Annotated in this window: 18 protein-coding genes and 1 pseudogene; 18 read left to right on the forward strand and 1 reads right to left on the reverse strand. The window is 36.8% G+C overall.

Translation table 11 applies throughout. The annotated features are described in order from the left end of the window. Positions 1–12: 12 nt before the first annotated feature. The 17 genes and pseudogenes from ispG (at position 13) to BHF70_RS01375 (ending at position 19,981) form a co-directional block, all read left to right on the forward strand. On the forward strand, positions 13–1,077 hold the full coding sequence (ispG, locus tag BHF70_RS01295; protein WP_075758563.1) for a flavodoxin-dependent (E)-4-hydroxy-3-methylbut-2-enyl-diphosphate synthase: 1,065 nt from the start codon (positions 13–15) through the stop codon (positions 1,075–1,077). After that, positions 1,077–5,489 (forward strand): PolC-type DNA polymerase III, encoded by a 4,413-nt coding sequence (locus BHF70_RS01300; RefSeq protein ID WP_075758564.1) that lies wholly within the window; start codon positions 1,077–1,079, stop codon positions 5,487–5,489. Before ispG ends, BHF70_RS01300 begins: the two co-directional genes overlap by 1 nt. 91 nt (positions 5,490–5,580) lie before the next feature. After that, a pseudogene (locus BHF70_RS01305) lies at positions 5,581–6,779 on the forward strand (NCS2 family permease). Positions 6,780–7,384: 605 nt separating this feature from the next. Further along, a complete protein-coding gene (gene rimP, locus BHF70_RS01315; protein WP_075760486.1) occupies positions 7,385–7,849 on the forward strand; it encodes a ribosome maturation factor RimP in 465 nt (154 codons plus the stop codon). Between the two features lie 16 nt (positions 7,850–7,865). Further along, a complete protein-coding gene (nusA, locus tag BHF70_RS01320) occupies positions 7,866–9,029 on the forward strand; it encodes a transcription termination factor NusA (RefSeq protein ID WP_075758566.1) in 1,164 nt (387 codons plus the stop codon). A 20-nt stretch (positions 9,030–9,049) separates the two neighbouring features. Next, entirely contained in the window at positions 9,050–9,316 is a 267-nt protein-coding gene (gene rnpM / locus BHF70_RS01325) for an RNase P modulator RnpM (protein WP_075758567.1), read from the forward strand. Then, positions 9,309–9,626, forward strand: a complete 318-nt coding sequence (locus BHF70_RS01330; protein WP_075758568.1) for a L7Ae/L30e/S12e/Gadd45 family ribosomal protein — start codon at positions 9,309–9,311, stop codon at positions 9,624–9,626. Before rnpM ends, BHF70_RS01330 begins: the two co-directional genes overlap by 8 nt. Before the next feature lie 3 nt (positions 9,627–9,629). Then, the gene (gene infB, locus BHF70_RS01335; RefSeq protein ID WP_075758569.1) at positions 9,630–11,897 is read left to right on the forward strand and encodes a translation initiation factor IF-2; all 2,268 of its coding nucleotides are present in this window, start codon (positions 9,630–9,632) and stop codon (positions 11,895–11,897) included. A 21-nt stretch (positions 11,898–11,918) separates the two neighbouring features. Next, positions 11,919–12,269: a 30S ribosome-binding factor RbfA gene (rbfA, locus tag BHF70_RS01340; RefSeq protein WP_075758570.1), complete on the forward strand. Its 351-nt coding sequence runs from the start codon at positions 11,919–11,921 to the stop codon at positions 12,267–12,269. 8 nt (positions 12,270–12,277) lie between these two features. Further along, positions 12,278–13,222, forward strand: a complete 945-nt coding sequence (locus BHF70_RS01345) for a DHH family phosphoesterase (RefSeq protein ID WP_075758571.1) — start codon at positions 12,278–12,280, stop codon at positions 13,220–13,222. An 8-nt stretch (positions 13,223–13,230) separates the two neighbouring features. After that, entirely contained in the window at positions 13,231–14,127 is an 897-nt protein-coding gene (truB, locus tag BHF70_RS01350; protein ID WP_075758572.1) for a tRNA pseudouridine(55) synthase TruB, read from the forward strand. A gap of 65 nt (positions 14,128–14,192) precedes the next feature. Then, positions 14,193–15,119, forward strand: coding sequence for a bifunctional riboflavin kinase/FAD synthetase (locus BHF70_RS01355; protein ID WP_075758573.1), 927 nt, complete (start codon positions 14,193–14,195; stop codon positions 15,117–15,119). 111 nt (positions 15,120–15,230) lie between these two features. Beyond that, entirely contained in the window at positions 15,231–15,854 is a 624-nt protein-coding gene (locus BHF70_RS01360; protein WP_075758574.1) for a cytidylate kinase-like family protein, read from the forward strand. A 53-nt stretch (positions 15,855–15,907) separates the two neighbouring features. Beyond that, a complete protein-coding gene (locus BHF70_RS12480; protein WP_192846088.1) occupies positions 15,908–16,069 on the forward strand; it encodes a hypothetical protein in 162 nt (53 codons plus the stop codon). A gap of 163 nt (positions 16,070–16,232) precedes the next feature. Further along, entirely contained in the window at positions 16,233–17,009 is a 777-nt protein-coding gene (locus BHF70_RS01365; protein WP_075758575.1) for a ZIP family metal transporter, read from the forward strand. Positions 17,010–17,116: 107 nt separating this feature from the next. Further along, on the forward strand, positions 17,117–17,425 hold the full coding sequence (locus BHF70_RS01370; protein ID WP_075758576.1) for a metal-sensing transcriptional repressor: 309 nt from the start codon (positions 17,117–17,119) through the stop codon (positions 17,423–17,425). 30 nt (positions 17,426–17,455) lie between these two features. Continuing rightward, complete coding sequence (locus BHF70_RS01375; RefSeq protein WP_075758577.1) at positions 17,456–19,981, forward strand: heavy metal translocating P-type ATPase; 2,526 nt, start codon at positions 17,456–17,458, stop codon at positions 19,979–19,981. A 32-nt stretch (positions 19,982–20,013) separates the two neighbouring features. Here BHF70_RS01375 and BHF70_RS01380 read toward each other — a convergent pair whose 3' ends face one another. Continuing rightward, complete coding sequence (locus BHF70_RS01380; RefSeq protein WP_075758578.1) at positions 20,014–21,078, reverse strand: tyrosine-type recombinase/integrase; 1,065 nt, start codon at positions 21,076–21,078, stop codon at positions 20,014–20,016. A 179-nt stretch (positions 21,079–21,257) separates the two neighbouring features. On the opposite strand from BHF70_RS01380, the gene BHF70_RS01385 reads away from it, so the two are divergent. Further along, positions 21,258–21,866: a flavin reductase gene (locus BHF70_RS01385; protein ID WP_075758579.1), complete on the forward strand. Its 609-nt coding sequence runs from the start codon at positions 21,258–21,260 to the stop codon at positions 21,864–21,866. Positions 21,867–21,968 lie beyond the last annotated feature (102 nt).

Genomic DNA, 21,968 nt, shown 5'->3' on the forward strand with positions numbered 1-21,968 from the left:
AGGAGGTTATATATGTATACAAGGAACCAGACAAAGGTAATACAGATTGGTAATGTAAAGATTGGAGGCGGTCATCCGGTTGCTATTCAGTCAATGACCAATACAAAAACTGAAGACGTTGAGGCGACGGTAAAGCAGATCCTGGCATTGGAAAAAGCAGGATGTGACATCGTGCGCTGTACTGTGCCCACACAGGAAGCTGCAAATGCTTTAGAAGAAATAAAAAAACAGATTCATATTCCTTTGGTTGCTGATATTCATTTTAATTATATGCTTGCAATTGAAGCTATGAAGCATGGTGCTGATAAAATCCGCATTAATCCGGGAAACATAGGCGGGGAAGAAAACATTCAAAAGGTTGTTGAAACTGCCAAAGAATATCATGTTCCAATTCGTGTTGGAGTAAATAGTGGATCTTTGGAAAAACCCCTGGTAGAAAAATATAATGGAGTTACAGCAGAAGGTCTGGTAGAAAGTGCTTTGGATAAGGTTTCTATGCTGGAGAAATTTGATTTTCATGATATCGTTGTCAGCATTAAATCATCCGATGTACTTATGTGTGCAAAAGCATATCAGCTGGTTGCAGATAAAATTGATTATCCTCTTCATGTGGGAATTACGGAAGCAGGAACATTATACAGTGGAAATATTAAATCAGCTGTTGGTCTCGGAATAATTTTAAATCAGGGCATTGGTGATACGATCCGTGTATCCCTCACAGGTGATCCGGTAAATGAAATTGCCAGTGCAAAACTGATTTTAAAAACTTTAGGATTACGTCAGGGCGGAATAGAAGTGGTTTCCTGTCCTACATGCGGTCGTACGAATATTGATCTGATTTCTTTAGCAAATCAGGTAGAAACTATGGCAAGTGATTTTGAACATCTGAATATTAAGGTGGCTGTCATGGGCTGCGTTGTAAATGGACCTGGTGAGGCAAAAGAGGCAGATGTAGGGATTGCAGGTGGTATTGGAGAAGGTCTTCTGATCAAAAAAGGTGAAGTGATTCGAAAAGTAAAAGAAGAAGATCTTTTAGATACTTTACGAAATGAACTTGAACATTGGGGTGAATCATAATGGTAGAACAAGGAAAGCTGTTTTTTCGTGTGTTTCCTGATCTTAAAGTTTCAGATGAATTCCATTCTTTATTTGAATCTGTAAAAATATATGATATTACCCTGAAAAAGAGAGAAAATATGCTCCGTATTTCTTTTATCTGTGATCATCTGATTTCAAGAATTGATACATGGAGAATGGAACAGCAGATCCGTGAACAGCTGTTTTCAAAACGCTTTGTCAAAATACGGTTTCATGAGGTCTATGAGCTTTCTGACCAGTACAATCTTACATATTTGATGGAACATTATATGAAAAGCTTCCTCTTTGAGTTAAAAGGCAAAGGGGAGGTTATTTTTAATGTTGTCAGAAAAGGTGATTACAAAGTTGAGGATAATATACTTACTTTTTATTTTGAGAATACATTTGTAAATAAAAATAAGGCTCCGGAAATTAAAGATTATTTTGAAACAGTTTTAAAAGACAGGTTTCATATGGATATCAAAGTCGGATTTGATTTTTCAAAAAGTATGGACAAAAGCCTGAAAGAAGAAAGCCGTTATCGTTTGCAACAGGAAATACATGCCATTGTGGAACATGCTGATACCATTGAGAAAGAACAAAAAGAGGAAAAGAAAGCACGCAGGAAAGCTGCTGCCGTGAAAAAGGAACAAACCTTTCGGAGAAAACCTAAAACTCAGGATGATCCCACATTATTATATGGACGAAATTGTGATGGTGAACTGACAGAGATAAAAGATATTCAGGATGAAATCGGTGAAGTTGTCATTCATGGTCAGATTACTTTCCTTGAAACAAGGGAAATCAGAAATGAAAAGACCATCATTATATTTCATGTGACAGACTTTACAGATACTATCAGCTGTAAGATTTTTGTCCGAAATGAGCAGCTTCCAGATGTATTGGGAGCATTAAAAAAGGGTGGATTTTATCGAATAAAAGCTGTTGCTATTTATGATAAATTTGACCACGAAATAGGATTAGGATCTGTTGCTGGAATAAAAGCTATCACAGATTTTAGAAAAAAGAGACAGGATAACTCCATGGAAAAAAGAGTAGAACTCCATCTTCATACTGTAATGAGTGATAATGACAGTGTTGTACAGATTAAAGATATTGTAAAACGTGCCCATGATTGGGGACATCCTGCCGTTGCTATTACGGATCATGGGGTTTTACAGGGATTTCCTATTGCAAGACATGCTTATGAAGATTTAAGGCTTCCTGAAGATGATCCGTTTAAGATTATCTATGGAGTGGAAGCATATTTTGTAGATGATTTGGGGGATCTGGTGGTTGACTCAAAAGGACAGTCATTAGATGACACTTTTGTAGTTTTCGATATTGAAACAACAGGATTTAACAGTGAAAATGATCGTATAATTGAAATCGGTGCAGTAAGAGTGGAGCATGGAGAAATTACAGATACTTTTAGTGAATTTGTGAATCCTCAAATGCCAATACCATATAAAATTACTCAATTGACAACCATTACAGATGATATGGTTAAAAATGCACCATCTATTGAAACTATTTTACCAATGTTTTTGGAATTTTGTAAGGACAGTATTCTTGTTGCTCACAATGCTGATTTTGATACCGGTTTTATTAAAGAAAACTGTCATCGGTTGAATCTGCCTTATGATTACACTGTTGTAGACACATTGGGACTGGCACGCTGTTTAATGGGACATCTTGGAAAATATACTTTGGATAATATCTGTAAGCATTTAAATATTGTTCTGGAAACCCATCATCGAGCAGTTGATGATGCAACAGCAACAGGAAAAATCTTTGTAGAATTTATTTCCATGCTGAAAAATAAAGATATTATGAATCTGGATCAGGTAAATGAATATGCAGGCGAAAGTGTAGATCTTATAAAAAAAGGACGAACTTACCATGGTATTATTTTAGTAAAAAATAATACAGGTCGTGTGAACCTGAATCGTCTGGTATCCGAATCTCATTTGAATTACTTTAACCGTCGTCCACGTATGCCAAAATCATTGATTAATAAATACAGAGACGGATTGATTATCGGTTCCGCATGTGAAGCAGGTGAACTATACAATGCTCTGGTAGATCAGCGTTCAGATGAAACTATAGCTAAAATCGTATCTTTTTATGATTATCTGGAAATTCAGCCTGTTGGAAATAATGAATTCATGATTCATTCTGAAAAAATAGAAAATATTCAGTCAATAGAGGATATACAGAAAGTAAATCAACGAATTGTTGATTTGGGAGAAGAATTTCATAAGCCTGTAGTTGCCACATGTGATGTACATTTTATGGATCCTGATGATTCTATTTACCGTGCAATTCTTATGGCGGGAAAAGGATTTAAAGACGCAGATTCACAGCCGCCTCTTTATTTTAGGACCACAGAAGAGATGATGGATGAGTTTGCCTATCTGGGAAGTGAGAAAGCGAAAGAAGTGGTTATTACAAATCCCAATAAGATCAATGAGATGATCGAGAATATTTCTCCAATCCATCCGGATAAATGTCCTCCGGTCATTCCTGACTCTGATAAGACATTACGTGAAATCTGTTATAACAGAGCACATGAAATATATGGACCTGATCTTCCGGAACGTGTTACCAGCCGATTAGAAAGAGAACTGAATTCTATCATTGGAAATGGGTATGCTGTTATGTATATTATTGCCCAGAAGCTGGTGTGGGATTCCAATGACCATGGATATCTGGTTGGATCCCGTGGTTCTGTAGGTTCATCTTTTGCTGCAACCATGTCTGGTATTACAGAAGTAAATCCTCTTCCGGCTCATTACATCTGTCCGGAATGTCATTATGTGGACTTTGATTCAGAACAGGTGCAAAAGTATGCCAAAATGGGTATGTCAGGATTTGATATGCCAGATGCTGTATGTCCAGAATGTGGCACAAAACTGATTAAAGAAGGACAGGATATTCCTTTTGAAACTTTCCTTGGGTTTAAAGGAAACAAGGAACCGGATATAGACTTAAACTTTTCAGGAGAATATCAGGGGAAAGCACATGCTTATGTAGAAGTTATTTTTGGAAAGGGAAAAGCCTTTCGAGCAGGGACAATCGGTACTCTTGCAGAAAAAACCGCATATGGTTATGTCCTCAAATATCTGGAGGAGAGGGGCATTAGTAAAAGACGTTGTGAGATTGAACGTCTGGCTCTTGGATGTACTGGTGTAAAAAGAACCACCGGTCAGCATCCAGGAGGAATCATTGTTGTACCTCATGATAAAGAAATATATGATTTTACAGCAGTACAGCATCCTGCCAATGATACCAGTACACCAATTATCACAACTCATTTTGAATATCATTCCATTGACCAGAACCTTTTAAAACTTGATATTCTGGGGCATGATGATCCTTCCATGATACGACGGATGGAAGATATTACAGGAATTGATGCACATACGATTCCAATGGATGATAAAGGTGTTATGGGGCTGTTTCATGGAACAGAAACTCTTGGAATCAAGCCGGAAGACATTGATGGGACACCTTTAGGATCCTTAGGTGTTCCGGAATTCGGTACGGATTTTGTTATCCAGATGCTTCAGGATACACATCCTCAAAGCTTTTCGGATCTTGTCCGTATTTCTGGTTTGTCTCATGGGACTGATGTGTGGCTTGGCAATGCCCAGACACTGATTGAAAATGGTGATGCAGTTATTTCTACAGCCATTTGTTGTCGAGATGATATTATGGTATATCTGATTAATCAGGGACTGGAACAGGAAGCATCCTTTAAGATTATGGAAGGTGTTCGAAAAGGGAAAGGTCTGACACAAGAGCAGGAACAAATGATGCGTGATAATAATGTACCGGACTGGTATATCTGGTCATGCAAACGTATCAAATATATGTTTCCAAAGGCTCATGCCGCTGCGTATGTTATGATGGCATGGCGCATTGCATGGTATAAAGTGTACTATCCACTGGCTTATTATGCAGCGTATTTTAGCATTCGTGCAAAAGCTTTTTCTTATGAAGATATGTGCCTTGGAAAAGAGCATTTAAATGAGAGAATGCGTCAGATCAAGAATACACCAAAAAATGAAGTGAAAAATGCTGACCTTGATTTGTTAAGAGAAATGAAAATTGCTGATGAGATGTATGCAAGAGGATACGAATTTATGCCACTGGATATTTATAAAGCGAAAGCAAAAGATTTTCAGGTAATAGATGGCAAAATCATGCCTGCATTAACAAGTATCGACGGTATGGGGGAAAAAGCAGCTTTGCAGGTAGAAGAAGCAGCCAAAGGTGAACCTTTCACATCTTTGGAAAACTTTAGAAATCGTACCAAAGCACCACAGACCGCAATTGATAAAATGAAAGAACTTGGAATTATGGGAGATTTAGAGGAAACTGATCAATTATCCTTTAATTTTCTTTAAAATATCAGATAATTTTGAAATAGTCTGATATAATAAAGAAAGGTATTTCATATTGGCACTCAAAAACTACAAGAAAGAGAGGAAGGAAACTATGAATTTGGAAAAAATTTTTCATTTGAAAGAAAATGGCACAGATGTGAAAACAGAAATTATTGCTGGAGTTACCACCTTTATGACCATGGCGTACATACTTGCGGTAAATCCGAATATCTTATCTGCTTCCGGAATGGACCGGGGAGCAATCTTCACGGCTACGGCTCTTGCATCTTTTATTGCCACATGTTTGATGGCTATTTTGTCTAACTATCCATTTGTACTTGCTCCTGGAATGGGATTAAATGCATACTTTGCTTACACAGTGGTTCTTGGAATGGGTTATACATGGCATCAGGCATTGGCAGCGGTATTTTTTCTTTTAAAGGTTCTGTCACAGCAGGAACATTTCACTATGAAGGAATTACGGTACTGTTAGCTTTGATTGGATTGTTGTTAACTGCAATTTTTCTTATAAAAAATATAAAGGGAGGAATTCTTTGGGGAATCCTCATCACTTGGATCCTTGGAATCCTCTGTCAGTTTACAGGATTATATGTTCCAAATCCTGATGCAGGATTTTACAGCCTTCTGCCTGACTTTTCAGGAGGAATTACGGTTCCTAGCCTGGCTCCAACCTTTATGAAGATGGACTTTTCTATTGTATTCACTCTGGACTTCTTTGTTATTATGTTTGCATTTTTGTTTGTGGATATGTTTGATACGCTTGGAACCTTGATTGGAGTTGCATCCAAAGCGGACATGTTGGATAAGAACGGAAAACTTCCTAAGATTAAAGGAGCACTTCTGGCAGATTCTGTTGGAACATCTGTTGGAGCAATCTGTGGAACGTCAACGGTTACAACATTTGTGGAAAGTGCTTCAGGAGTTGCCGAAGGCGGACGAACAGGTCTGACATCTATTGTTGCAGCTATTTTATTTGCAGTGTCCCTGTTCTTGTCACCGATTTTTTTGGCAATTCCATCCTTTGCAACAGCACCTGCACTGATCATGGTAGGATTTCTTATGATTACATCAATTACAAAGATTGATTTTAAAGATTATACAGAAGCAATTCCTTGCTTCATTGCCATTATTGCAATGCCATTCTTGTATAGCATTTCTGAAGGTATTTCCATGGGTGTTATCTCATATGTGGTAATCAATCTGGTTTGTGGAAAAGCAAAAGAAAAGAAAATCAGCCTTTTGATGTATATCTTGGCAGTATTGTTTGTATTAAAGTATGTTTTCTTGTAGGTTTTCATCCAGAGCATCATTGAAGATGGAATCTTTTTCCAAGCCATTCCACCTGGTGCAGAACATATTTCTTTCAAGACTCGCGAGCGAGTCTTGAATTAAAATAGCCGAAATAAGGGGTGAAAAGCAATGAAGCAGGAAATGTTTTCAAATTTCATGAAGCAAGCTGTACTGTATCAAGGAACTTCCGCGCAGGAGTATCATCGGATCCTGGGATGTCTTGAAAAAAATCATATAAAATACAAAAAATGATTTTAGATAATGGCAGTCAACAGAAGCTTCCTCCATATATGTTTTTTCTTATGCCAAAAATGTATTTGGCACCTAGAGCTTTTCGTACGACAAGAAATATAGATGGAGAGTGTTTAAAGAGATATGTGATATTAATTCGAAATAAAGATTTCGAAATTGCAAAAAAATGTATAAATAGGCCGGAAATCAATTAATAAATTGTAAAAACATCTTGTCAAGTACTTTTTTTCGTGGTAGAATAAAAACAGCATAAAAGATTACTTAGGAGTGGGCGCAAGTCCACTCTTATTGTTTGTGTTGAGACAGGAATGCCTGAATGCAGGCGGAAACAAGGCATAGAAAGGATTGATATTTTGGCAAAACGTACAGAAATTGAAGCAAAGGTTGAAAAGATGGTTTTACCTATTATTGAAGAAAATCATTTTGAACTGGTAGATGTTGAATATGTGAAAGAGGGAGCTAACTGGTATCTTCGTGTATTTGCAGATAAAGAAGGCGGTATCAATATCAATGATTGTGTCTTGATCAGTCGTGCTCTGGAAGAAAAATTAGATGCAGATGATTTTATCGAGGAAGCTTATATTCTGGAAGTAAGTTCTCCAGGACTGGGACGCCCGTTGAAAAAAGAAAAAGACTATATTAGAAGCATTGGCAAATCTATTGACATAAAATTGTACAAAGCTATTGATAAGCAAAAGGAGTTTACAGGAATACTGAAAGAGTATTCCAGTGAACAAGTCGTAATTACTATAGAAGATGAAGATGTTACATTTGAAACCAGGAGTATTGCAAGTGCTCGTTTGTCGTTAGATTTTTAAAGGAGGAAAAAGGAAAATGAGTGAATTAATTGCAGCGTTAAATCAATTAGAAAAAGAAAAAGGTATTGATAAAGATGTTATCATGGAAGCCATTGAAAATTCTCTGCTTGCTGCATGCAAAAGAGATTTTGGAAGTGCTGATAATGTAGTAGTAAATATGGATCGTGAAACAGGCGATATTTACGTTTATGCAGTAAAAGAGGTAGTTGATGAGGTGGAAGATCCTGCACTTGAAATCAGTCTTGCCAAGGCAAAAGCAATTGATATGCATTATGAGTTAGGTGATCACATAAGAATCGAAATTACACCAAAAGATTTTGGGCGTATTGCTGCCATGCATGCAAGAAGTGTTATCGTTCAGAAGATTAAAGAAGAAGAAAGAAGAGTTGTTTACGATCATTTCTATTGTAAAGAAAAAGATATCGTTACAGGTGTTGTTCAGAGATATGTTGGTGATAATGTTAGTGTCAGCCTGGATGATAAGACAGATGCACTTTTAATGAAATCTGAGCAGATTAGAGGAGAAGTATTTAAACCGACAGAAAGAATTAAACTGTATATTGTTGAAGTTAAAGAAACCAGTCGTGGACCTCGAATTCTTGTATCCAGAACACATCCTGATCTTGTAAAAAGGCTGTTTGAAAAAGAAGTTGCAGAAATCCAGGATGGAACAGTGGAGATTAAGAATATTGTCCGTGAAGCCGGATCCAGAACAAAGATGGCTGTATGGTCAAATGATGAAAATGTTGATCCTGTAGGAGCATGTGTTGGTTTAAATGGTGCTCGTGTAAATGCCATCGTAAATGATTTAAAAGGTGAGAAAATTGATATTATCAACTGGAATGAAGATCCTTGTATTTTCATTGAAAATGCATTGAGCCCATCAAAGGTTGTCTCTGTAGCAGTGGATGTCGAAGAAAAAAGTGCAGAAGTTGTTGTGCCGGATTATCAGTTATCTCTTGCAATTGGTAAGGAAGGACAGAATGCACGTCTTGCAGCACGTCTGACAGGATTTAAAATTGATATCAAGAGTGAATCACAGGCTCAGAAGGAATCTGCAAAAGCAGTTTCTGAAGATATGAAAACAGAAGAATTACAGGATATTACAGAAGATATCGCAGAAGATATTTTTGACGAGGATATCGCAGAAGAAATTTTAGAATCTGAAATCGAAGAATAGACAGAAAGTGAAGTGATAAAATGAATCGAAAGGTGCCTACAAGAAGATGTATCGGCTGTGGTGAATCAAAAGAAAAAAGAGATCTGGTACGTATCGTTCGTTCAAAGGACGGAGATATTTCGGTAGACGCAACAGGCAAGAAGAATGGTCGCGGGGCATATATCTGTAAATCAACAGAATGTCTGAAAAAAGCGATTAAAACAAAAGGCCTGGATCGTTCATTTAAAACTGCGATACCGGAATCTGTTTATGAATTATTAGAAAAGGAGATGGAAGAACTTGAGTAAAGTACTATCTCTGCTTGGCCTTGCAGTCAGATCAAGAAATCTGGTCAGTGGTGAATTTGCTGTTTGCGAGGCTGTTCGGAAAAATAACGCATATCTGGTCATTGTTTCCAGAGATGCTTCAGATAATACAAAAAAAATGTATCGTAACTTATGTAATCATTATCAAGTACCTCTTTATGTCTGGTATGATAAAGAACAGCTGGGTCATGCCATTGGCAAAGAATTCAGAGTATCGGTTGCAGTAACGGATCAGGGTTTTGCTGATACCATCTGCAAACAACTTGATAAGAAAGAATCAATGGAGGTGTAATATATGGCAAAATTCAGAGTTTATGAAATAGCAAAAAAATTCGGAAAAGAAAATAAAGAAATCCTGGAGATTCTCAAATCCAATCATATAGATGTAAAAAATCACATGAGTACCATTGAAGATGCACAGGTAAAAATTGTTGAAAAAGCCCTGGCACCAAAAAAAGATAATAATGCACCAAAGAAACAGAATATAAAATCAAAAGCTCCCAAAAAAGAGAGTAAAGAGCAGACTAAAGAAAAAACTATGGAAAACAAAAAGAATTTTACAAAGAATGAGAATAACAAGTCTCAGAATAACGAAAATAAGAATAATAAAAACAATAAGAATAAAAAACAGGATGGCGGAAAGAAGATTTTAAGAAAAGAAAATCCTCAGAATTCCCAGAAATTTAATAAGAATAAAAAGAATAAGAAATTTAATAATAAAAATCAGCAGGAGCAGAAAAAGAAGAAAACTGGTCCAGGAGCTTTTATTAAACCTGAACCAGTAAAAAAAGTAGAGGTTGATCTGGATGCTCCAGTTAAAATTCCACCAACACTGACTTTAAAAGAATTTGCTGATGCATTATCTATTCCTGCCAACGATATTATCAAAAAACTGCTGATCAGTGGAGGCGGAATGCTGAATCTGAATTCTGAACTTGATTTTGACAGAGCAGAAGAAATCGCTTTAGAATTTGACCGTATCGTTGAAATGGAAGAACAGGTTGATGTAATCGAAGAAATTCTGAAAGACGATGAAGAGGATGATGAAGAAAACATGATCGTCAGACCTCCTGTTGTATGTGTTATGGGTCACGTTGACCATGGAAAAACATCTCTTTTGGATAAAATCCGTTCTACACATGTAACAACTGGAGAAGCAGGTGGTATCACACAGCATATCGGTGCTTATACTGTAGAAACAGCCAATGGACAGATTACATTCCTTGACACACCGGGACATGAAGCATTTACATCCATGCGTATGCGTGGTGCTCAGTCAACTGATATTGCAATTCTTGTAGTTGCAGCTGATGATGGTGTTATGCCTCAGACCATTGAAGCCATCAACCATGCAAAAGCAGCAGAAATTGAAATTATTGTTGCTGTAAATAAAATTGATAAAGAAAGTGCTAATATTGAGCGTGTAAAACAGGAAATGACTGAATATGAACTGATTCCGGAAGACTGGGGTGGAAGTACGATCTTCTGTCCGGTATCTGCTCATACAGGAGAAGGAATCGACGAACTTCTTGATATGGTATCTTTAACTGCAGAAGTACTGGAATTAAAAGCAAATCCAGATCGTAAAGCAAGAGGTATCGTTTTAGAGGCTCAGCTTGATAAAGGACGTGGACCTGTTGCAACTGTTCTGGTTCAGAAAGGTACCCTTCATGTTGGTGATGCAATTGCCGTGGGAAATGCACATGGTAAGGTTCGTGCCATGATCAATGACAAAGGAAAACGAATTAAATCTGCCGGACCTTCAACTCCTGTAGAAATCCTTGGTTTAAGTGAAGTACCTTTTGCGGGAGAAGTTTGTATGGCAATGGATAATGAAAGAGAAGCAAGATCTGTTGCTGAAAAATTCATTGCATATGGACGTGAAAAAATGCTGTCTGAAACAAAAAGCCAGCTTTCTCTGGATGATCTCTTTAATCAGATTCAGGCAGGTAGTGTAAAAGAACTGAATATTATCGTAAAAGCAGACGTTCAGGGTTCAGTAGAAGCTGTCAAACAGAGTCTTACAAAGCTTTCCAATGATGAAGTGGCAGTTAAGGTTATTCATGGTGGAGTAGGTGCAATCAATGAATCTGATGTAATGCTTGCTTCAGCATCCAATGCGATCATTATCGGATTTAATGTTCGTCCGGAACCTGCGGCAAAAGATGCTGCTACAGCAGAAAAAGTTGATTTACGTCTGTATCGTGTCATCTATAATGCTATTGAAGATATTGAAGCAGCAATGAAAGGTATGCTGGATCCTGAATTCGTGGAAAAAGTTACCGGTCATGCAGAAGTTCGTCAGATTTTCAAAGCTTCCGGAGTTGGTACAATTGCAGGTTCTTACGTTACCGATGGAAATATTCAGCGTGACAGTTCAGCAAGAGTCATTCGAGACGGCATTGTTGTTCACGAAGGAAAACTGGCATCTATCCAGCGTGGTAAAGATGCGGTAAAAGAAGTTCGTAATGGATTTGAATGCGGACTGGTTATGGAAAACTTCAATGATATCAAAGAAGGTGACCAGATTGAAGCCTTCATCATGGAAGAAGTTCCAAGATAAATCCTGAAAAGAGGTATAATTATGAGAAAAAACAGCATTAAGAATACTAGAATCAATGGCGAAGTTCAAAGAGAACTGAGCCGAATTATCAGCAGAGAAATTAAAGACCCGAGAATTGCTCCAATGACATCTGTAGTTGATGCAGTTGTTACATCTGATTTAAAGCAATGCAAGGTATATATTAGTGTTTTGGGAAGTCAGGAAGAAAAAGAACAGACAATGGAAGGATTAAATAGTGCGGTAGGATATGTCCGACGTGAACTGGCACACTCCATTAATCTTAGAAATACACCGGAAATCACATTTATTTTAGATGACTCCATTGAATATGGTGTAGAAATGTCAAGAAAAATTGATGAATTAAATCGTTAGGAGCAGACATGAGCCATTTTACCAAACAGATTCATTCCGCTAAGACAATTGCCATAACAGGCCACATCCATCCGGATGGGGACTGTATTGGCAGCTGCCTTGGTCTGCGACAATATATATTAGATCATGACCCAAACAAGCAGGTTGATGTATATCTGGAATCAGTTCCTGCAGAATTTTTATTCTTAAAAGGAGCGGAAAATATTTTTTTAGAACCGCAGGACAAAGAATATGACTTGTTTTTTGTACTGGATTGCAGTTCTGTAGATCGATTTGTTCCTTTTGCCGATATGGTAGATAAAGCAAAGATTCTTTTTTGTATTGATCATCATATCAGCAATCAGGGTCTAGGCGATTTTTGCCTGGTTGATCCGCAAGCAAGTGCTACCTGCGAAGTGTTGTGTCAGATATTTGATATGAACGAAATATCTCTTTCTTGTGCAGAATGTCTTTACACAGGCATTGTGCATGATACAGGAGTTTTTAAACATTCCAACACAACAAAAGCAACTATGACATATGCAGGTAATCTTTTGGAAAAAGGTGTGAATTGTTCGAAAATTATAGATGAAACTTTTTACCAGAAAACATTTGTACAGAATCTTGCTTTAGGAAAAGCGTTATTAAACAGCAGTCTGGAAGTTGACGGGCAGATTATTGTTTCCTTTTTGACTCAGGAAAATCTAACGGAAATTAGTGCTTCATCTGCAGATTTAAATGGTATCATTGATCAGCTGCGTATTACAAAAGGTGTGGAAACAGCAGTATTTTTATATCCGATGACACCAGAAAGTTATAAAGTCAGTATGAGATCTAATACAAAAGTAAATGTATCTTCTATTGCACAGGAATTCCAGGGAGGCGGACATATCCGTGCTGCCGGATGTACTATGCATGGAACAATTGAAGATATAAAACAGCAGATAATATCCAGAATACAGCAACAGTTATAGAGGTTTATATGTTAAATGGAATTATAAATGTTTATAAAGAACAGGATTTTACTTCCCATGATGTGGTTGCAAAATTGAGAGGTATTCTTCATCAGAGAAAAATTGGTCATACAGGAACTCTTGATCCTAATGCGACAGGGGTATTGCCGGTATGCCTTGGAAGAGGAACAAAGCTATGTGATATGCTGACTGCTACAAAAAAGCAGTATAAAGTCACTTTTATTTTTGGAAAAGAAACGGATACAGAAGATATCTGGGGAACGGTTACAAAAACATTTGAAGAGAAAATTTCCGAAGATCAGATTGAAGATACGATTCTTTCTTTTGTTGGAGATTATATGCAGATACCTCCAATGTATTCTGCAAAAAAAATTCAAGGGAAAAAACTATATGAACTTGCCAGGGAAGGTAAGACTGTAGAGAGAAAGCCTCAGCTGGTGAAAATATATGATATATGTGATATTGTAATTGACTATCCGCAGGTAACAATGACAGTAACCTGCAGTAAAGGAACCTACATTCGAAGCCTGTGCAGGGATATAGGTTATAAGCTTCATAATGGAGCATGTATGACGGAACTGATTCGAACAAAATCCAGTGGTTTTTCCATTGAAAATTCTCATACACTGGCAGAAATAGAAGAAATAATGAAAAATGGGGATATTGAAAATATCATTATTCCAGTAGAGCGGGTTTTCTTAAATTATCAAAAAGCTACGGTAAAAAAGAATCATTACAAATTATTGTACAACGGAAATCCCTTAAAGTATTCATGCTTTCATGAAAGCAATATTGATACTGGAAAGAAAATTCGTGTTTATGATGAAGAAGAACATTTTATTGGAATATACTACTGGAAAAATAATCTGTTCTTTCCTGATAAAATTTTTTATTCTGGTGAATAAAAACCCTTCACGGGGATGTACACGGTGTGCAAAGACAGACAGCTTAAAGCTAACGAGAGGAAATCATGGAATACATTCATAATACAGAAAAATTTCAATTTCATAATACGGTTGTTGCTCTTGGAAAATTTGACGGAATACATAGAGGGCATCAGTTGATTTTTGATCAGTTGTTAAAATATAAAAAAGAGGGGTATCTGGCAACAGTTTTTTCTTTTGACCGTCCCCCTGCTAATATGTTGAAACATAAAGATATTAGTGTAATATATACACACACAGAAAAATCAAAGCTTCTTTCTCAGTATGGAATTGATGTTTATATTGAACATCCATTTACAGATGCATTTTCTCATCTTTCTCCAGAAGACTTCGTAAAAAAAATACTTTTGGAAAAGACAGGAATGAAAATACTCGTGGTAGGGGATGATTGTGGTTTTGGATATAAACGTCGAGGAAATGTTGAACTTCTTGAGAAAATGTCTAAGGAATATAATTTTAAATTAATTGTTATTCCAAAGTTAGAAATGGATGGTGGAATCGTATCCAGTACAAGAATCAGAACCTTGCTAAGAGAAGGGAAAATTACTGAAGCCAACAAACTTTTAGGGGCACCATTTGTAATTTATGGACCGGTGGTTCATGGAAATCATATGGGAAAAGATATCCTTGGAATGCCTACAGCCAATCAGGTTCCTGAAAATGATAAGTTGCTTCCTCCAAACGGTGTCTATGTCTCACGAGTAAAATATAAAGATAAAATTTATATGGGCATCAGCAATATTGGTACAAAGCCAACCATTGAAGGAAAGAAACATATGGGCGTTGAGACATATATTCTTGATTTTCATAAAGATATTTATCATAAAAATCTTAGGGTGGAATTACTATATTATAAGCGCCCTGAGATGAAATTTGATTCTTTAGATGCACTAAGCCAGCAGATGCACAAAGATGCGGATTTCGCAAGAAAATACCAAATGACGGATTTATAAAACAATTGTTAAAATTGACCATTTTGGTTGTGCTATTTCAGAGAATAATGTATAATATACACAAGAAGTAATGACTTGATTTTACCCTTTTTGGGGAAGGGAGCGATTAATATGAGCACAAAAACAATTATTACCATTGAAAGACAATATGGAAGTGGAGGTCATCTGATCGGACAAAAACTGGCTGAAGAACTGGGAATTCCATTTTATGATGGTGAGTTAATTAAAGTAGCAGCAAAGGAAAGTGGTATATGCGAAGAGATTTTTGAGAGTTTTGATGAAAAACCAACAACAAGTTTTTTATATTCTCTGGTTATGGATCCATACTCACTAGGATATAACTCTAATTCTTTTGATCTGCCATTGAATCATAAAGTATTTCTCGCAGCCTTTGATACGATCAAAGATATTGCTTCAAAAGGACCATGTGTATTTGTAGGTCGATGTGCTGATTATGCATTAGAGGATTTCGATAATTGTCTGAGCGTATATATTCATGCACCATTTGAAGATAGAATCAAACGAATTGAGGAAGTATATGAGATTCCATCTGGAAAAAGCAAGGAAGCACTGTTAAAGAAAGATAAACAGCGATCCAGTTACTATAATTACTACAGTTCTAATAAATGGGGAGATGCAAAATCTTATGATTTATGTTTAGATAGTAGCTATCTTGGTATTGAGGGAGCAGTAGAACTTATAAAACAGGTTATCAAGATGAAAGAATCCGAATAATTGAATAATTTAGAGCGACTGATGTAGGATCAGGGTATGAGGAGGAGTATATTATGAATCATACGGGAAATTCAAATAATAAGAAAATCATTGATCCTGATAAGACAAAGGAACTTCAAAAAGACTGGCAGGGTTATGGAAAATCAATGACCTATTTTGGCCTGGTCGTACTGGTTATTTTTATAGTATCTGTTCTATATCATCTTTTATTCTAAATTGATATTATAGTACGTCATAGAGAGGCTGTTGCACTGATTTTATAATTCAGTGTAACAGCCTTTTTCTCTTTTTAATAAACAAAGAATCCCGACTGCTTGTATTTTGAAACAACCTACCATATAATTATAGCAGATATTATAAATAAGATTGGAGTCTGATATGAATACTTTTTACGGAATTATGCTTCCTTTTCTGGGAACAATTCTTGGTGCAGCATGTGTTCTTTTTATGAAAGGGACCTTACATTTTAAAGTACAGAAAGCATTGACTGGTTTTGCAGCAGGGGTAATGGTAGCTGCATCTATATGGAGTCTTTTGATCCCGGCAATGGATCAATCTCAACATATGGGAAAATGGTCTTTTCTTCCTGCCGGAACTGGATTCTGGATTGGAATTTTGTTTCTGCTTTTTTTAGATCATATCATACCTCATATTCATATGAATAGTGATGATATAGAAGGACCTAAGACAAACCTTCCCAAAAATATGATGATGCTTTTTGCAGTCACACTGCATAATATTCCTGAAGGAATGGCAGTTGGAGTGGTATATGCAGGATTGCAAACAGAGAATGCTCCTATATCTCTATTGGGAGCTCTTGCATTATCCATTGGAATCGCAATACAGAATTTCCCGGAAGGTGCTATTGTTTCCATGCCTTTGAAAGCAAACGGGTTAAGCCGGACAAAAGCTTTTTTATATGGGGCTTTATCCGGTGCGGTAGAACCAGTTGCAGCACTGGTTACGATTGCTGCATCAAAATTCATTATTCCATTGCTTCCATATCTTCTTAGTTTTGCAGCAGGAGCCATGATGTATGTTGTAGTTGAAGAATTAATACCAGAAATGTCAGAAGGAAAACATTCAAACATAGGTACTGTATTTTTTGCAGCAGGATTTGTACTTATGATGATCTTAGATGTGGCATTGGGATAAAAGGAATTGAAAAAAATCAATAAATACTTATTGACATATACCCCCCACAGGTATAAGGTAAATATACCTGCAGGGGGTATATATGTTTTTGGAGGTGATAAAATTCTATGGAAGAAAAATTTGAGAATTCATGTTGTTTAAAATCAACCCAGCGTTCTGAGGAGGAGCAGAAAAAACTGATTCATCGCCTGAATCGAATCGAAGGTCAGATTCGAGGAATTAAGAAAATGATTGAGCGTGATGCTTATTGTACAGATATACTGACACAATCTGCTGCCGTAACAGCTGCAATGAATGGTTTTAACAAAGAATTATTAGCACGTCATATTCGTTCCTGTGTTGCTGATAAAATCAGAGAGGGTAATGACGAAATAATTGATGAACTTTTGGATATACTAAAAAAATTAATGAAATAGTATGATTTTACAGAAGGAGTTTAAGTAGAAATGAAACAATATACAGTAACCGGTATGAGCTGTGCTGCCTGTAGTACACGGGTGGAAAAAGCAGTTTCTAAAGTTCCAGGGGTTACATCATGTTCTGTAAGTCTACTGACCAATTCTATGGGAGTGGATGGGAATGCATCTCCAGAAGATATTATTCTGGCTGTAGAGGAAGCTGGATATGGAGCTTCTCTTAAGGATAAGAATTCTGATTCCATACAGTCAGCCTCAAGACATGATGATTCTTTAGACGATAAAGAAACCCCTGTGTTAAAAAGAAGACTGATGGCATCTCTGATCTTTTTGATCATTTTGATGTATATTTCCATGGGACATATGATGTGGGGATGGCCACTTCCTTCCTGGCTTCAGGGAAATCACATAGCCATGGGCTTATTACAGCTTTTATTGTCAGGAATTATCATGGTGATTAATCAGAAATTTTTTATCAGTGGCTTTAAAAGCCTTTGGCACCTGGCACCAAATATGGATACACTGGTTGCCCTTGGATCTGCAGCTTCGTTTATTTACAGCACCTATGCATTATTTGCTATGACAGATGCCCAGGTCAAGGGAGATATGACTGGTGTCATGCATTACATGCACGAGTTTTATTTTGAATCTGCAGCTATGATCCTGACATTGATCACTGTAGGGAAAATGCTGGAAGCACGTTCAAAGGGTAAGACAACGGATGCGTTGAAAGGCTTAATGCAGCTTGCGCCAAAAACAGCTGTTATTATAAAAAACAATAAAGAAATGACGGTTCCTGTTGAACAGGTTAAAAAAGGGGATATTTTTGTTGTCCGTCCTGGTGAGAATATTCCGGTGGACGGAGTCATCATGAAAGGAACTACAGCGGTAGATGAAGCTGCTTTAACAGGAGAAAGCCTTCCGGTGGATAAACAAGAGGGAGATTTAGTATCTGCAGCTACGGTAAATCAATCTGGTTATATTCATTGTGAGGCAACCAGGGTTGGAGAAGATACCACTTTGTCACAGATTATCAAAATGGTCAGTGATGCTGCCGCTACCAAAGCACCAATTGCTAAGATCGCAGATAAAGTTTCCGGAGTATTTGTACCAGCAGTTATTGCTATTGCATTGATAACGATAATCATATGGATGCTTACCGGGCAATCCTTTGGCTATGCGCTTGCAAGAGGAATTTCTGTCCTTGTGATCAGCTGTCCTTGTGCTCTTGGATTGGCAACACCGGTAGCGATCATGGTGGGAAATGGTGTTGGAGCTAAAAATGGTATTCTTTTTAAAACTGCTGTATCCCTGGAAGAAGCCGGAAAAGTTCAGATTGTTGCTTTGGATAAAACAGGAACCATAACAAGTGGTGAACCTAAAGTAACCGATATTCTACCGGCAGATGGTTTTACAGAAAAAACTTTACTGGAAACTGCATTGGCTCTGGAAAAGAAAAGTGAGCATCCTCTTGCAAAAGCGATCATAAAAGAAGCAGATGTTCTTCAGTTGTCTGCCAAAGAAGTGACAGATTTTAAAGCTTTGCCAGGTCATGGGTTATCTGCTGTATCGGAAAACGAAATCTTATTGGGTGGAAGCCTTAAATTCATTTCAGAGAAAATCCATATAGAAGATTCTATAAGGCAAACAGCATATAAGCTGGCTGAATTAGGAAAAACGCCATTATTATTTATGAAAGGTGAACAACTGGCTGGTATTATTGCCGTTGCAGATGTAATCAAAGAAGATAGTCCTCAGGCAATCGCTGAACTTCAGAATATGGGAATTCGTGTTGTTATGCTTACCGGAGATAATGAAAGAACTGCAAAAGCCATCGGTTCTCAAGTCGGCGTGAATCATGTCATAGCAGGCGTTTTACCGGATGGAAAAGAAAATGTCATAAAATCCCTGCAAAAAGAAGGAAAAACTGCAATGGTAGGAGATGGAATCAATGATGCACCGGCACTTACCCGTGCAGATATTGGAATTGCAATTGGGGCTGGTACAGATATCGCCATTGACGTAGCAGACATTGTATTAATGAAAAATGAATTGGGAGATGTTCCTGCTGCCATTCGTTTAAGCCGTGCATCTCTTCGAAATATCCATGAAAATCTATTCTGGGCATTTTTCTATAATGTGATGGGTATTCCTTTGGCAGCAGGTGTGTGGATTCCACTTTTTGGATGGAAATTAAATCCAATGTTTGCAGCCGCTGCCATGAGTTTATCAAGTTTTTGTGTGGTATCCAATGCTCTGCGCTTAAATTTATTCAGATTATATGATGCCCATAAAGATAAAAAAATAAAGAATAACAAAAAAATAACAAAAAAGGAGAAAACATTTATGAAAAAAACAATGAACATTGAAGGAATGATGTGTCCACACTGTGAAGCCACAGTAAAAAAAGTATTAGAATCTCTTCCAGAAGTAGAAGAAGCAGTCGTAAGCCATAAAAACGGAACTGCCGTTTTAACTTTAAATAAAGAGATTACCAATGAAGTACTGAAAGAAACCGTTGAGGAGCAGGGTTACAAAGTTCTTGCGGTACAATAAAAAAGAAAATAAGAAAAGAAAGAAGTCTTATATTAGATTTCTTTCTTTTCTCTTAAAACAACTTTTCCTGCTGCCTGACGACGTCTTGTATCAGACATGGCTGCGTAATGTTTTCTTGTAGTATTGACATCAGAGTGACCTAAAACCTCTGCAACCAGATAAATATCATCTGTTTCCTGATAAAGGGCCGTACCATAAGTACTGCGAAGTTTATGAGGAGTGATCTTCTTTAATGGAGTTACTTCTTTTGCGTACTTTTTAACCAGATTCTGGACTGCCTGTACACCAATCCTTTTTCTTTGCATGGAATAAAACAGTGCATCTTCATGTCCTTCTTTTGGAATGATGTGACTCCTGCTACCTTCGATATATTGCTCTAGTGCATCTGCAACTTCATTACCAAAATAAACGGTCATTTCTTTACGTCCTTTTCGGATCAGATGTAACCCATTGTTTCGAAAATCAATATCATCCAGGTTCAGACCAACTAATTCCGATACACGGATACCGGTACCTAACAGTAATGTGATAATGGCAAGATCTCTTTCTTTTGTTTTTTCATAATAAGCTTTTTTCTGACCGGTCAGATGGTCACCCCCGTGTTCAACAAAGTCCAGAAGGGAAGCAACTTCATCTGCCTCCAGACGGATGATCTCTTTTTCACGGATCTTAGGCATATCGATCAGTAAAGTTGGATTTTTTTCAATCAGCTGACGCTTGTAAAAATAGGCATAAAAGGAACGGAGAGCTGACATTTTACGAAATACACCCTGTTCGGTATTCTGCATATGCTTATCATCATTTTCATATACTTTTAAATACTCCATATATTCTTCCAGATCCACAGATTCTATACGATCCAGATCAGAGACTTTAAAGTCAGTTATCTTATAATTTTTATAAACCGGATTTTCATCCATTAAAAAATGAAAGAAAACTCTCAGATCATAGGCATATGCAATCCGCGTACGAACCTGTGTAGTGGAATCAATAGCCCGAAAAAATTCTTTTGCAAATGGTGGTAATGTTTTGATCAATTCTCTTAATTTTATGGTCTGTTTTGCAGTTAGATCATCGTAGTATGTTAAAGGCTTCATTATATGATTCCTCCAGTCTTTCGTTTTTTCTTTTTATCATAGTATAACATAAAGAATGATAGAATAAATCATCAAATTGTATTATAATAAGAGAAAGAAGATCAGTTGTATCAGTGAAAATCCAAACCTTTTCAATTACTTATTATTTAGCATATACAAATATGCAGAAGGAGGAAGTTATGAAAAATAAAAATGCTATGTACAAATTAAGTTATGGTCTGTTTGTTCTTTCCGCGAAAAATGGAGAAAAGGATAATGGCTGTATTGTAAATACAGTGCAGCAGGTGACCACATCTCCTAACCGTATTCTTGTAGCAGTTAACAAAGGAAACTTTACCCATGATATGATCATGGAAACCGGAACTTTTAACGTTTCAATTTTATCAGAAGAAGCCACGTTTGATACATTTAAACATTTTGGATTCCAAAGTGGAAGAGATGTAGATAAACTGGAAAAATTTGATGATTATCAGCGTGCTGATAACGGTATTATATATCTGACAAAAGGTGCTAATGCATATTTATGTGCCAAAGTATTCCATTCCATCGATATGGGAAGTCACACACTATTTCTTGCTGATGTGACAGATGGTGATGTTCTTAATGATACAGAATCTGTAACTTATGCATATTATCATAAGAATATCAAGCCAAAACCGGAAAAAACCAAAAAGACAGGATGGAGATGTAAAATCTGTGGTTATGTATATGAGGGAGAAGAACTTCCGGCAGATTTCATATGTCCTATCTGCAAACATGGAGCTGAGGATTTTGAAAAGATATCTTGACATTTAAAATCAGATAATTTATTATATATTCAAACAAAGCAAAGACGTTCTGTTAATCTAACAGAGCGTCTTTTTTATTATAAAAAAGACGTTGTTACGCTA

This window comes from Anaerostipes sp. 494a (assembly GCF_001940315.1).
GTDB lineage: Bacteria > Bacillota > Clostridia > Lachnospirales > Lachnospiraceae > Anaerostipes > Anaerostipes faecalis.

Excerpts from the sequence above, each read along its gene's own strand:
- ispG (WP_075758563.1), top strand. The coding sequence starts at position 13 with ATGTATACAAGGAACCAGACAAAGGTAATACAGATTGGTAATGTAAAG.
- BHF70_RS01300 (WP_075758564.1), top strand. The coding sequence starts at position 1,077 with ATGGTAGAACAAGGAAAGCTGTTTTTTCGTGTGTTTCCTGATCTTAAA.
- nusA (WP_075758566.1), top strand. The coding sequence starts at position 7,866 with ATGAGTGAATTAATTGCAGCGTTAAATCAATTAGAAAAAGAAAAAGGT.
- rnpM (WP_075758567.1), top strand. The coding sequence starts at position 9,050 with ATGAATCGAAAGGTGCCTACAAGAAGATGTATCGGCTGTGGTGAATCA.
- infB (WP_075758569.1), top strand. The coding sequence starts at position 9,630 with ATGGCAAAATTCAGAGTTTATGAAATAGCAAAAAAATTCGGAAAAGAA.
- rbfA (WP_075758570.1), top strand. The coding sequence starts at position 11,919 with ATGAGAAAAAACAGCATTAAGAATACTAGAATCAATGGCGAAGTTCAA.
- BHF70_RS01345 (WP_075758571.1), top strand. The coding sequence starts at position 12,278 with ATGAGCCATTTTACCAAACAGATTCATTCCGCTAAGACAATTGCCATA.
- truB (WP_075758572.1), top strand. The coding sequence starts at position 13,231 with ATGTTAAATGGAATTATAAATGTTTATAAAGAACAGGATTTTACTTCC.
- BHF70_RS01355 (WP_075758573.1), top strand. The coding sequence starts at position 14,193 with ATGGAATACATTCATAATACAGAAAAATTTCAATTTCATAATACGGTT.
- BHF70_RS01360 (WP_075758574.1), top strand. The coding sequence starts at position 15,231 with ATGAGCACAAAAACAATTATTACCATTGAAAGACAATATGGAAGTGGA.
- BHF70_RS12480 (WP_192846088.1), top strand. The coding sequence starts at position 15,908 with ATGAATCATACGGGAAATTCAAATAATAAGAAAATCATTGATCCTGAT.
- BHF70_RS01365 (WP_075758575.1), top strand. The coding sequence starts at position 16,233 with ATGAATACTTTTTACGGAATTATGCTTCCTTTTCTGGGAACAATTCTT.
- BHF70_RS01370 (WP_075758576.1), top strand. The coding sequence starts at position 17,117 with ATGGAAGAAAAATTTGAGAATTCATGTTGTTTAAAATCAACCCAGCGT.
- BHF70_RS01375 (WP_075758577.1), top strand. The coding sequence starts at position 17,456 with ATGAAACAATATACAGTAACCGGTATGAGCTGTGCTGCCTGTAGTACA.
- BHF70_RS01380 (WP_075758578.1), bottom strand. The coding sequence starts at position 21,078 with ATGAAGCCTTTAACATACTACGATGATCTAACTGCAAAACAGACCATA.
- BHF70_RS01385 (WP_075758579.1), top strand. The coding sequence starts at position 21,258 with ATGAAAAATAAAAATGCTATGTACAAATTAAGTTATGGTCTGTTTGTT.